Source organism: Kribbella deserti, from assembly GCF_042434725.1.
Classification (GTDB): Bacteria; Actinomycetota; Actinomycetes; order Propionibacteriales; family Kribbellaceae; genus Kribbella; species Kribbella deserti.
In genome coordinates, this window is record NZ_JBHLTC010000022.1 from 63,572 (window position 1) to 75,935 (window position 12,364).

The window sequence follows — 12,364 nt, forward strand, 5'->3', positions numbered from 1 at the left end:
GACCATTCGCCGCTGGTGCGAGAAGACCTACACCTGGTCCACCGCGCGCGGCGGATGCCGCTTCCAGCCACGCCACAGGGGTGCCTGCAAACCCGGCAGGTACGCCCGCCCCAAGTTCGACCCCAGCCTCTAGGAGACCCAGTGAGCACCTCACCTCACGAACCGAAGCCACGGCGGCGCGCCATCGCTTCCCTGCCCAGCACCACCACGCCCAGCAACATTGCGGAAACCGTCCACGACCTGATCCTCAAGATCGGCAAGGAGGGCGAATGCGACTGGTCAACCCTCGCCGTCATGGTCCGAAAAGCCGAGCACAACGGGAGCGGCCTGCCTGATCTGCTCAGCGTCTCGGCAGAGCTGCGATGGCCTGAATGCTCAGGATGCACGCAATACAGCGAGTCGGGCATCCACTGGGACACCTGCCAGTACCGGCCCGAGGTCTGCCAACCCGTGCACGCCGCCGAGATGAGCAAGCAGTGAAGCTCAGGTACCAGGTTCCGCACAAGGTCACCGTTCGCATGGTCGGCACCCTGTTCGTCGCGACCTGCAGCTGCAACCAGTTCATGAAGGGCGCCAACCCGCGCAAGTACGCAGGTCTCGCGGCTGGATGGTACGACGGCGGCATGCTGCCCGATCCCATCGGTGAACTGCTGACCGATGCCCACCGTCACGCCACCGACCACGTTCTCGCCGCCCACCGCCTCGAACGGAAGGCCGCAGCATGACGCTGACCGAGTTCCTCACCGCCCGGTACGACGAAGCCGAAGCGGCCGAACGCACCCGGATGCGGCAACGACGCGACGTGAAGCAGCCGCACACGGTTGAGCTCGGCGGCCCGGACCCCGGCTGGACGCGGTTCAAGTTGGAACGCGACGACTGGTGGGACTCACTGCCGGACGCGGAGTACAACAAGCGGTACATGGAGTCCGTGCCCGATCCGGCGGTCCTCGCCGACATCGCAGCCAAGCGGGCCATCCTCGCGGACTATCAGGCCGAGGTCGCGAAGCATGCCGAGTACTGGGAACGGCAGCGCGCTCGGCCAACCTCCGAGCTGCACGCTGACCGCGCCCACCCCGACTACGAGTACCGCACCACCGAGGGCCAGCGGAAACACTGGGACGACGCCGACGTACCGCCCATCGACAACGACAAGCTCGAACCCGAGCCCGGTTGGGAACGGAACGTCGAAGAAGGCGACAACGGGTGGCAGCGATTCGACTACACCGAAGAGTCGTACTGGCGGCGCCTCCTGCCCGAGGAACAGCGGCGCGGTCCGTTTGTCCCGCCCATACCACGCCACATCAAGCACCTCGCCTCGCCGTACGCCGACCACCCCGACTACCAGGAAGCGTGGCGGCCATGAGCGACTGGACCATTGACTGGCCGGACGGCGGCGTACCACCCGACGTGTCCAACGTCATCGCAGAGATCATGAACCGGCCAGGCTGGGCCGCCGGCGACACCATCATGATCCACACCGGCTACGACCACGAACTCCCAGAACCTGAATGGAACCCGTGCGTCTGGCAGGGTCACCTATGGGATGGCGAAACCATCTCCTTCGACGTCTACGAGTTCCCTGACGGAATGCCGATGGTGATCCATCGAAACGGCGAAACCATCCTCACTGATGTCGAGATCAGCCGATGAGCGGCGCCGAGTTCTCCACCGAGGCCCCAGACGACTACGAGATGGAGCCGGTCTCGTGACCACCTACCCCGAGAACGACTACGGCGCGGCCTGCATGAAAGCCCTCGGCGACGCCACGGGCTACACCGCTGTCGAGGCCCGCGCAGCCGCCGAGACCAACCTGAAACGCCTCCGGGAGACGTCATGAGCGAGCTGACACCAGAGCAGCTGAAGACCCAGAAGCAGGTACAACTGGCCGAACTCGGCCAGGCCGAAGGGCAATGCGCCGGCTGCGGCTCGTACCGGGCTGATGGCCAACCGCCCGTCCTGCACAAGCCTGGCTGCAAGACCTTCCCCGAAGGTGCCGACCCGAACGCAGGGTGGGGGCCATGAGTCAGCAGGTCACCCTCACCGCGCTCGTCCCCGGTGACGTCGTACGGCAACATGGCCGAGCCCGCACCGTGGCGACCGTCGACACCTTCCGCGACCAGCAACGCCGAATCGTCACCACCGTCGAGTTCATGGACGCGGGCGCTCACACCGGACCCGCAGACTCCCTCATCGAACTGATGAAAGCAGGTGGACTATGAGCGAGATCCCCACCTACCCGCCGGGTAGCCCCGCTGCTGAAGTGCTGGCGCTTCTCAGTGAGAACTTTTCATGGCGTGTGATGCCCGAATCCGAGGTGGGGGCACAGACCCGCCAGCGGTATGTCGCATTGCAGGAGATCGGCCGCAGGATCGGGATTCCCGACAGCGTGATCCAAGCAATCGATGAGCAGCATTCGAAAACTGCTGACGCCTGGCTCGCTTTCATCCGCCTCCCCGAGACCCGACCATGAAGGCAACGCAGATTCACCGGGAGGACATGCGATGGCCGACATTGTGATCGACGATGCCCTGCGGATGCGTTTTGAAGCGAAAGTTGACCGGCTACATGGCGGCTGCTGGCGCTGGAACGCTGCCCACCATGCACGTGACGGGCGCCCGATAATCCATGTACATGTCGTAGGGCAGAAGCGTTCTTCACCGGTCAATGCGCAACGTGTCGCGCTTCTGCTGGCTGGGCGCCCGCTGAAAGCGGGCAACAAGATCCGGATCAACTGCGGCACATCGGACTGTGTGAACCCAGATCACCTCGAACTGTGGGAGCGAACACACGGGCTCGCATCCACATACCGTGACTGCGGATGCAGGTGCTCGGAATGCCGCGATGCAGCAGCAACTGATGCCAAAGCGAAACGTGCCAGGTATCAGGCCCAAGAGGGAAAACCTGCTCGGCATGGCACCAGCCATGCATATAACAATTTTGGCTGCCGCTGCGAGGAGTGTGTGTCCGCAAAGCGGGCAGCCGACCAAAAGCACCGACAGCGTGTAGCTGGCCAGGTGAGTGACCACGGCACCAACACAGGATACGGGCGCGGCTGTCGGTGCCCTGAATGCAGGTCTGCAAGCCATGCCTTTTGGGTCAGATGGAATGCTTCCGTTCCTCATCCGAGAAACAATGGCAAGGAGTGGACCGGCCCGGAACTGGAAGTCGCAAGTCGTTATGACCTAACGGCGCGTCAGATAGCCGGTCTGCTTGGACGCACTCCGGCTGCGGTGCGACGGGCTCGCTATCGAATCAACAGCGATCCAAAGTTTGTGTCTCTCGCTAGCCTCCCAAGGCGGGATGAACAGCAATGATCGACATTGCCGACTGCCGAGCACAGGATCGAAAGGCCGCGCGGCGGCCTGACCGTCAGCCGCAGTGGATCGCTCCCTCGGTCGCGGTCTACACCACTGGCCGGCCCGAGGCCACGATCCGGGACTGGATCCGGCGTGGGCTCTTGGCCTCGGCGTGCGACATGCGATCCAAGCGGCTCGTCGTGAACGCGTTCGACGTGCTCGAGCTGGCCGAAGCGATGCCTGCCCGGCCGTCTACCCGGAGCCGTGCGGCGAGGCGACTGGACATGGTGGCTTGAGAAGTTACATAATCCATTTCAGGGCAGCGCTATGCCCTAGTCGCTGCACCAGGTGCAGCAAGCCCTAGCCCCATCGGCTAGTTGATGAACGCCCCGAAGCCCACGGCTCGGGGCGTTTCGCATTCCCCCTGAACGCGCGGTCGGCTAACGGCCACGCCCGGTCCCGCAACTAGCGCGGTTGACCACCCGCGTACGTCCCCCGCCCCGGTTCCAGGTGCCACCGGATCAACAGGGGACGTACGCGGCTCCAAGACCTATGCCAACTCCCAGCCGAACTTGGTAACGACTTGGCATACCCCGACGGCCCTGGGCCCGACCGCTGTGAGGTGCGGCCGGGCCCAGGGACGAACACCGAGCCCCCGGAGGTGAACCCGCTATGCCGATCCCCTCCGAATGGGACGACCGCGTCCTTCAACGCACCTACGAAGACGACCGCGGCAACCCCATGACCGGCACCGTCACCATCACCCCCACCGTCCCCTACGTCGAAGCCACCGACGAAGCCACCGCCTGGTACTCCCGGCCCGTCACCGTCACCCTCGACAGCAGCGGAACCGCGACCCTGACCGTCCGCGTCGCCGACCCCGACATGCTCCAGTCGGAATACACCCACCGCGTCGTCGAGGAACTCGAATACCCAGACGTCCCGGGCCAGGTCACCCCGCCCGGGTTCACGAACACGTACTTCATTCACGTCCCGCCCGGCCCTGACCCGCTCCTGTACGGCGCTCTCGCGCCCGTACCTGAGGGGCAGGGCGTCGTTGTCGTGCCCGGCCTCGAAGGGAAGTCGGCCTACGACGTCGCGGTCGAGAACGGGTTCGGCGGCACCAAAGCAGCGTGGCTCGCATCACTGGTCTCCACCGAGCCCGGCCCGCCCGGTGACCCCGGCCCCGAAGGCCCCGACGCCTACGAAGTAGCCGTCGCTGAAGGATTCGTCGGCACCCGCGCCGAATGGCTCGACTCGCTACAAGGCCCCCCCGGTGACACCTCCGGCCTCGCCGCCATCGCCACCTCAGGAGCCTTCACAGACCTGACCGGCGTACCCGGCGGCGGCGACTTGATGATCGGCAACGAACGCGGCACCCAGGACATCCTCGCCCCCAAAGTCATGGTCGCCTGCGACTACAACCCCGGCACCGCCACCTGGGACGCCACCCCCCAAGCCCACCTCAAAGTCGTCTTCGGCTCCGACGCAGCCCACGACCCCGGCGCAGCCGCCAAAGAAGGCGACTACTGGTTCGTCTCACCATGACCACCACCCGGCTCCGGCAAGGCGGACTGTGGGTACGACGCGGCCACGACCCCGTCGACCCCGAACCCGCCTACGACTACGTCGTCAACGGCGGCGACCTCGCCGACATCCAAACCGTGCTCACCACAGCCGGAACCAACAAAGTCATCCTCGTCCGCCCCAAAGCAGGCGGCGCACCATACCGCGGCACCACCGCGCTCGTACCACTTGCCGGACAGAAAATCCTCGGCCAAACCCTGTCCAACGGCGACCGCACCGTCCTGTCCGGCTCCCTCGAACTCAACGGCACCTGGACCAGCGACGGCGCCGGCCACTGGTGGCACGCGACCACCCTGCCCGACTACACCGAACCGACCACCGTGCAGTGCGAACTCACGAACGGGTCGTGCCGCAAACGCGAATCGGTGTGGGTCAACGGGCAGTTGTTGCGCCGCGTCATGACCATGGCCGAGCTCGACACGGCCGGTGACCCGTCGCTGCCAGGCCGGTTCTACCAGGACTACGCCGCAGACCGCACCTACATCAACGTGAACCCGTCAGGGAAGCTCGTCGAGATCGCGAAAGCACCCCAGATCATCTCCACCGCCGCATGGCAGGTGAAGGTCGTCGGGATCGTCGCCAAGCACGCCGCGTCCCCGTCGCAGCAAGGCGCCGTGTGGCTGCGCGGCATCGGCTGCGAGGTCGCCTACAGCGACCTGTCCGACAACCGCGCCATCGGCCTATACCTCGCCGACAGCAACCAGACGTGGGTGCACCACAACACGTTCCTCCGCGACGGCCAGATGGGCGGCTCGAACTACCGGTCCCACGGCACCCTGTGGGAGTTCAACGAGTTCGCCTACAACAACACCGGCGGCTACCGGCCTGACGACTGGGAATCCGGCGCCATCAAAATCTCATCCTCGGTCGGGGCCCGGTTCCAGGACAACTACTCGCACCACAACCGTGGCCTCGGCTGCTGGGTCGACATCGACAACGAGAACACGAAGATCCTGCGGAACCGCATCGAGTACAACTACGCCGACGGTATCCGCCACGAGATCTCGTGGGGCGGCGAAATCGCCCACAACTACGTCGCCTACAACGGCTACGAATTCGTCGCCGACCACGCAGGCGAAACCGGATTCACCGGCTACTCAGGGTTCGCCGGCGGCGGCATCAACATCAACAACTCGGCCGACGTGTACGTGCACCACAACATCCTGGGCCCCAACCAGAACGGCATCTTCGCGCAGCACCGCGGCAACCGCGGCCCCTCCACCGCGCACCCGAACTGGGAAACCCGGAACCTGCTCGTCGAGCTGAACGACGTCACCATCGTCAGCCACACCACCCCCGCCGGGTACCGGTACAACGGCACTGCCCGCCCCGCCTACACGTCCGGGCTGCGCGCTGACGAGAACATCTCCGGCATCGGCACCCTGTCCACCGCCGACCCCGCCCCGTACATGCAGTCCGGCACCGGCAAAAACAACACGTTCCGCAACAACACCTACCGCGCCGAAGCCCCCGGCCGCGCGAACTGGATGCTGAACGGCGGACAACGCACCTGGACCAACGTCCAATCCGCCGGCCAAGAACTCGGCGGCACCCTACTGTCCGCTCCCCGCCCCGGGTGGCAGATCACCGCCGGCGCTGACGACGGCAACTGGCGCAACACCGTCGTGCCGGACTTCTCCGCGACCCGCACCAAGATCTACCTCGGTGACGTCACCGAAGAAGACCGCGACCGGCACGCCTGGCTACGGTTCACCGGGATCACCATCCCGAAAAACGCCACGATCATCGCCGCGCGCCTTCACCTGTACGGCGTAGGCCGCACCGGTGGCCTGCCCCCGTTGACGATCAACGCCGAGAAGGCCGGGAACTCGTTCGCGCCCACCACCCGCGCCAACGTCAACGCCAAACCCCGCACCACGACCCAGGTGCCATGGACACTCACGTCGTGGCTCATCAACGCCTGGAACACCTCCCCTGACATCGCGGCCGTGCTGCAGGAACTCGTCAACCAAACCGACTGGGTCAGCGGGAACGCGCTCACCGTGTTCGTGAACGACGCCGTCGAAGGACTCGTCGGAGGCGCCGCCGCACAGGTCGTGTTCAACGGCTACGAAACCGACCCCGCCCTGTCCGCGAACCTGCAAGTGTCCTGGACCGCCTGATGCCCACCCTCGACCTGGCACTCGCCGCAGGCACCGACGACCTGTCCTGGTCCACCGCGGCCGGGATCTCGATCTTCTCCACCACCGCCACCGTCCTCCGCGCCGGTGACGCCTCACCCACCGACCTCGACCGGTGCGTGCTCGTCCGGTTCGACAACGTCACCATCCCCGCCGGCGCCACCATCACCACCGCGTACCTGACCGTGAAACCGGCCGGTATCAACGCCCCGGCCCCTGATCTGCTGTTCGACGGGTGCCTGCAGACCGACCCGGTCGCGCCAACCACCCGGACCGCAGCGAACGCGCTGCCCCGCACCACCGCATCGGTCCTCGGGCCGTTCCCGGCCTGGACGATCGGCACCCCGGTCAACAGCCCCGAACTGAAGACGATCCTGCAGGAGATCGTCGACCAAGGCGCATGGGCCTCCGGCAACGCCGTCATGCTGTTCATCCGCGACAACCAGCCCGGCCAAGTCTCGGGGCAGATCAACTTCACCGCCTACGACGGCACCCCCGCCGACGCCCCGAAACTCCACGTCGAATACACCACCGCGTTCGCTGGTGTCGCTGACGCCGGCCCGGACCAGGCCGACGTGGAACCGTTCACCACCGTCACCCTCAACGGCACCGGCTCCACCGGCTCGCCGTCGGTGTACGAGTGGACCCAAACCGCCGGCCCGGCCGTGGCCCTGTCGAGCAGCAGCGCCGCGTCCCCGACGTTCCCGGCCCCGGCCGACCTGGACGGCGCCGCGGTGACGTTCTCGCTGCGGGTCGGTGACGGCGTCACCATGTCCGCCCCAGACACAGTGCAGGTCACCGTGCTGCCGCACGACAAGTTCGTTCGGGTCGGCACCGGCGAAACCGCCCACTGGGAACCCATCAACGTCCTGACCCGCCAAGCGGGGGCCTGGGTATAGGTCCCATGCACCGTCTGGTGTTCCGGTGCCGGATCTGCGGCATGCACATCCACCTCTCGTACGCCGTCCGGGAGGTGCCGGACCCGGACGGAGGCACCATGCTCACCATCGACCGCAACGCGATCGCGATGCACACCTGCCACCGGGACGCCCGGTGACCACCGCACTGTCCCCCTGGGAATACGCCGCCCGCGCCTTCGAAACACCCGAGCGGCGCTGGGCCACCCCCGGCGACCTAGCCCGCCACATGAACCCCAAAACGGTCCAGACACCCGCCCTGGACCTCATCGACGCCGAACTCGTCAGGCTCCTCGACATACCCGACGGACGCCTCATCGTGTCCATGCCACCCCAAGAGGGCAAGGCGCTGGCGCTCGACACACCGATCGCCACGCCGGCTGGCTGGACCACGATGGGCGAGCTCAAGGTCGGCGACCAGGTGTTCGACCGGCATGGCCGCCCGTGCAAGGTGACGTGGGTGTCGCCGACCTGGACTGGCCGGCCCTGCTACAACGTGACGACCGGCGACGGCGAACGGATCACCGCCGACGCCGCACACGAGTGGCCGGCCAAGCTCTCACGTCGCAGCCGCGAACGACTCGTCGAAACGACGGTGCTGGCCAAGCCACGCAACAAGAACGCCCAGATCACCGGACCGGCCGACCTTGACCTGCCCGACGCAGACCTGCCTATCGACCCGTACGTGCTCGGTGCATGGCTCGGCGATGGACACAGCACCTCGGCGCGGATCACCGTCGCCGACCTCGAGATCGTCGGGCGCATCCGTGACGCCGGCGTCCCTTGCCGGAAGGCATCCGGCAAGTACCTGTGGAGCCTGGCTCCGCAGGGTGGCAGCTCGCACCCCAGCCCGATCCGGCTGGCCCTTATCGAACTGGGGGTGTGGGGCAACAAGCACATCCCGATCCGCTACCTGCGGGCCTCGCAGAAGCAGCGGCTCGCACTGCTGCAAGGCCTAGTCGATACCGACGGTTACGTCATGCCGAAGGGGCAGGTGGAGTACTGCTCCACCAGCAAGCAACTGGCTGAGGGCGTACGCGACCTGGTGTTCACGCTCGGCGCCAAGGCGGTCATGACCCAAGGCCGCGCGACCATCAACGGCCGAGACTGCGGCCCGAAGTACCGGGTCCGGTTCTACCTGAAAGACGCGGCGCACATCACCCGCAAGGCCGAGCGTTGCAAGGACTCGTCCGTCGCACGCATCCGGTACGTGAAGGCAACCCCGACATCGTCCGTGCCCACGCGCTGCATCGAGGTCGACAGCCCAGACCACACCTACTTAGCCGGCCGAACACTGCTGCCAACGCACAACAGCACGAGGGCAGCGGCCGACTTCCCGACCTGGGTCCTGACCCAGAACAAGGACTGCCGGGTCGTTGTCGCCTCGTACGGTCAGAACCTCGCCAACCGCAACGGCAAGGCCATCCGCACTCGGGTCCTCACCCACCCGAGCCTGGGCCTGCAGATCGCGCCCGACAATGGTGCCGCGCACGAGTGGTCGTTGGCTGGCCACGAAGGTGGCGTCCTGTCGGTCGGTATCGGCGCTGGTTTGACCGGCCGCCCTGCTGACCTGCTGGTGATCGACGATCCGATCAAGGACCGCAAAGAGGCCGACTCGGAGACGTACCGGGAGAACGTGTGGGACTGGTGGACCGACGTCGCCTCCACACGACTCGCACCCGGTGCCCCGGTGCTGCTGATCCTGACCAGGTGGCACGAAGACGACCTTGCCGGGCGGCTCCTGGCACATGAACCGGGCCTGTGGCGGGTCATCAACATCCCGGCCCAGGCCGACCACGACCCCGCTAAAGGCGAAACCGACCCGCTCGGCCGCCGACCGGGCGAGTTCATGGTGTCCGCGCGGCGCCGCACCCCGGAACAGTGGGAGCGCCGCAAAGCCACCGCGATCACGTCGAAGGGCTCCCGTACCTGGACCGCCCTCTACCAGGGACGGCCCAGTCCCGCTGAGGGCAACGCGTTCAAGCGGGACTGGTGGCAGCAGTACGACCAGCCGCTGTGGCTGGTACGCGACGACAAGTCCCACATCGTCACCCACGCCGACGAGCTGATCATGTCGTGGGACATGGCGTTCAAGGACCTGTCCAGTAGCGACTACGTCGTTGGGCAGGTGTGGATGCGGCGAGGCGCCGACGCCTACCTGCTCGACCAGGTCCACGACCGCATGGATTTCGTCGCCACCTGCCAGGCAGTTCGACAACTAGCGGCGAAGTGGCCGCAGGCCCTGCTGAAGATCGTTGAAGAGAAGGCCAACGGCGCCGCGGTGATCAACTCGCTGCGCCACAAGGTTCCCGGCATCGTCCCTGAGAACCCGACCGACTCGAAAGAGGCCCGTGCCGCGGCCGTGTCGCCACTGGTTGAGGCCGGGAACGTGCACCTGCCCGCTCCCGAGCTTGCCCCGTGGGTGGGGTTGTTCATCGACGAGGCGGCCGGGTTCCCGAACGGGAAGCACGACGACCAGGTTGACGCCATGTCGCAGGCCCTGAACCGGCTCGTGCTTGCCCCGCTGCTCGCCGAAACCGACGAGCAGCAGCCTGAGGAGTTCGAGGAACTCGACGAACTCGGCTACGCCATCTCGCCCTACTAGCCCCTGTCTGGAGGTGACCCGCATGGCCAACAGCACCGACCCGTGGACACAGCCCACCCTGTACGAGGCGGACCGCGAAAAGAGCCTGCTCCGGGTCGCTCACCTCGAGGACCAGATCACCGCGTACGCTAACACTCTCGAGGTCGTGCAGGAGTCCCTCGCCGACGCGCAGCTCGCGTTCGAGGACCGCGGCTGGACCCGGCTGTCGATGCAGGCCCAGCACGAACTGTCCGACTCCGGCCGCGCCCAGATCCGGGACCTGTGCCGAATCATGGCCGTGATGAACCCGCTGATGAAGCGGGGCCTGTCGCTGCGGACGGCCTACATTCATGGCCAGGGCGTCACGATGACGGTCCGGGACCAGTCCGACGACGGCCAGGACGTCAACGCGGTCGTGCAGGAATTCCTCGACGACCCAGGCAACGTCAAGACGTTCTCCGGTGCGCAGGCGCACGAGGAGATGGAACGCGCGGCCTACACCGACGGTGAGCTGGCCGCGGCGCTGTTCACCGACCCGATGACCGGCCGGGTGCAGGTGCGGTGGCTCCCGGTCGAGCAGATCACCGACATCATCACCGACCCCGAGGACCAGGTCACGGTCTGGTACTACAAGCGTGAGTACGTCGAACGCGCCGTGGTCGGTGAACGCATGACCGAGATGTGGCGCACCGTCTACTACCCGGCGCTGGGCTACGAACCGCCGGCCGGGCAGCGGCCCCGCTACATCGACGGCGCTGAGGTCAAGTGGGACGCCCCTGTCCGCATGGTCACGGTGAACCGGCCGACCGGATCGACGCGCGGTATCCCTGACGCGTTCGCCGCGATTCCCTGGGCCCGCTCGTACAAAGAGTTCCTTGAGCAGTGGTCGGTGCTGATGAAGGCACTGGCCCGGTTCGCTTGGCAGGCCAAGACCCGCGGGGACCGCGCCAAGACCGTCGCGGGAAAGATTTCCGCCGCCCCAGGTATGGAGGCGCGCGGCGGCAACCCTGCCGGTGTCGGCTCTACCGTGGTCACCGACCCGAACACGACACTCGAGGCGATCCCGAAGACCGGCGCCACCATCGACGCCGACTCCGGTCGGCCCCTCGCCGCGATGGTCGCTGCCGCGCTCGACGTGCCGGTGACGATGCTGCTGGGCGACCCGGGCATGAACGGTGCCCGCGCGGTCGCCGAGACGCTGGACCAGCCGACCGAACTGACCATGACGTTGCGCCGCGCGCTGTGGACCGAGTTCCGCATGGACATCCTGAACCACGTCATCGACTGGGCCGTACGGGCACCGAAGGGCGCCCTGAAGGGCACCGTGCGCCGGGAACGCAACCGTGTCCTGGTCGAACTGCCCGACAACGACGACCGCACCATCGACATCTCGTGGCCGGACTTCAAGTCCACCCCGGTCGACACCCTCGTCAAGGCAATCGTCGAGGCCGACGGCACCATGAAACTGCCGCCGCTGGTCACGCTACGGCTGCTGCTGCAGGCGTTGAAGGTCGACGACATCGACGAAATCCTCGACGAGGTCACCGACGACGAAGGCAACTACAAGGACCCGGAAGCCACTGCCGGACAGGCCGCGGTCGACGCGTTCCGGCAAGGCCGAGACCCCGCGAGCCTCCTAGGCGACGACGAGGAAGACGACGACCCGCCGGCTGACGCCTGATGCCGATCACTCCCGGAGCGGTCCGACTCGCCCAGCAGCTGCGGACCGACCTTCTGAAGGTCACCAACCAGCGGGAACGGGAACTGGTCGCGGCCTGGGCGCGCGCCTGGGACGAAGTGGCCGGTGACCTCGAGACGGCTGTCGCTGAGCTGCTCGCG

The 12,364-nt window shown here is 66.6% G+C and carries 15 protein-coding genes; all 15 read left to right on the forward strand.

The window, feature by feature from the left end; genetic code table 11:
- The first annotated feature begins 141 nt into the window (after positions 1–141).
- The 15 genes from ACFFGN_RS18950 to ACFFGN_RS19020 all read left to right on the forward strand — a co-directional run bounded on the left by ACFFGN_RS18950 (position 142) and on the right by ACFFGN_RS19020 (position 12,206).
- Positions 142–480: a hypothetical protein gene (locus tag ACFFGN_RS18950; RefSeq protein ID WP_380049334.1), complete on the forward strand. Its 339-nt coding sequence runs from the start codon at positions 142–144 to the stop codon at positions 478–480.
- A complete protein-coding gene (locus ACFFGN_RS18955; RefSeq protein WP_380049336.1) occupies positions 477–725 on the forward strand; it encodes a hypothetical protein in 249 nt (82 codons plus the stop codon). The genes ACFFGN_RS18950 and ACFFGN_RS18955 overlap by 4 nt, the downstream gene beginning before the upstream one ends.
- Positions 722–1,363: a DUF6221 family protein gene (locus ACFFGN_RS18960; protein ID WP_380049338.1), complete on the forward strand. Its 642-nt coding sequence runs from the start codon at positions 722–724 to the stop codon at positions 1,361–1,363. The genes ACFFGN_RS18955 and ACFFGN_RS18960 overlap by 4 nt, the downstream gene beginning before the upstream one ends.
- Entirely contained in the window at positions 1,360–1,650 is a 291-nt protein-coding gene (locus ACFFGN_RS18965; RefSeq protein ID WP_380049340.1) for a hypothetical protein, read from the forward strand. The genes ACFFGN_RS18960 and ACFFGN_RS18965 overlap by 4 nt, the downstream gene beginning before the upstream one ends.
- A gap of 55 nt (positions 1,651–1,705) precedes the next feature.
- The gene (locus tag ACFFGN_RS18970; protein WP_380049342.1) at positions 1,706–1,837 is read left to right on the forward strand and encodes a hypothetical protein; all 132 of its coding nucleotides are present in this window, start codon (positions 1,706–1,708) and stop codon (positions 1,835–1,837) included.
- A complete protein-coding gene (locus tag ACFFGN_RS18975; RefSeq protein ID WP_380049344.1) occupies positions 1,834–2,022 on the forward strand; it encodes a hypothetical protein in 189 nt (62 codons plus the stop codon). The genes ACFFGN_RS18970 and ACFFGN_RS18975 overlap by 4 nt, the downstream gene beginning before the upstream one ends.
- Positions 2,019–2,219 (forward strand): hypothetical protein, encoded by a 201-nt coding sequence (locus ACFFGN_RS18980; RefSeq protein ID WP_380049346.1) that lies wholly within the window; start codon positions 2,019–2,021, stop codon positions 2,217–2,219. The genes ACFFGN_RS18975 and ACFFGN_RS18980 overlap by 4 nt, the downstream gene beginning before the upstream one ends.
- Positions 2,216–2,470, forward strand: a complete 255-nt coding sequence (locus tag ACFFGN_RS18985) for a hypothetical protein (protein ID WP_380049348.1) — start codon at positions 2,216–2,218, stop codon at positions 2,468–2,470. The genes ACFFGN_RS18980 and ACFFGN_RS18985 overlap by 4 nt, the downstream gene beginning before the upstream one ends.
- An 840-nt stretch (positions 2,471–3,310) precedes the next feature.
- Positions 3,311–3,592 carry a hypothetical protein gene (locus ACFFGN_RS18990; protein WP_380049350.1) on the forward strand — a complete coding sequence of 94 codons (282 nt, stop codon included), beginning with the start codon at positions 3,311–3,313 and terminating at the stop codon, positions 3,590–3,592.
- A 376-nt stretch (positions 3,593–3,968) separates the two neighbouring features.
- On the forward strand, positions 3,969–4,844 hold the full coding sequence (locus ACFFGN_RS18995; protein ID WP_380049352.1) for a hypothetical protein: 876 nt from the start codon (positions 3,969–3,971) through the stop codon (positions 4,842–4,844).
- Positions 4,841–7,006, forward strand: coding sequence for a right-handed parallel beta-helix repeat-containing protein (locus ACFFGN_RS19000; RefSeq protein WP_380049354.1), 2,166 nt, complete (start codon positions 4,841–4,843; stop codon positions 7,004–7,006). The genes ACFFGN_RS18995 and ACFFGN_RS19000 overlap by 4 nt, the downstream gene beginning before the upstream one ends.
- Positions 7,006–7,923 carry a PKD domain-containing protein gene (locus ACFFGN_RS19005; protein WP_380049356.1) on the forward strand — a complete coding sequence of 306 codons (918 nt, stop codon included), beginning with the start codon at positions 7,006–7,008 and terminating at the stop codon, positions 7,921–7,923. The genes ACFFGN_RS19000 and ACFFGN_RS19005 overlap by 1 nt, the downstream gene beginning before the upstream one ends.
- A 5-nt stretch (positions 7,924–7,928) precedes the next feature.
- Positions 7,929–8,081, forward strand: coding sequence for a hypothetical protein (locus ACFFGN_RS19010; protein ID WP_380049358.1), 153 nt, complete (start codon positions 7,929–7,931; stop codon positions 8,079–8,081).
- Positions 8,078–10,546: a phage terminase large subunit gene (gene terL / locus ACFFGN_RS19015; protein ID WP_380049360.1), complete on the forward strand. Its 2,469-nt coding sequence runs from the start codon at positions 8,078–8,080 to the stop codon at positions 10,544–10,546. The genes ACFFGN_RS19010 and terL overlap by 4 nt, the downstream gene beginning before the upstream one ends.
- Positions 10,547–10,568: 22 nt before the next feature.
- A complete protein-coding gene (locus ACFFGN_RS19020; protein WP_380049362.1) occupies positions 10,569–12,206 on the forward strand; it encodes a hypothetical protein in 1,638 nt (545 codons plus the stop codon).
- The last annotated feature ends 158 nt before the right edge of the window (positions 12,207–12,364 follow it).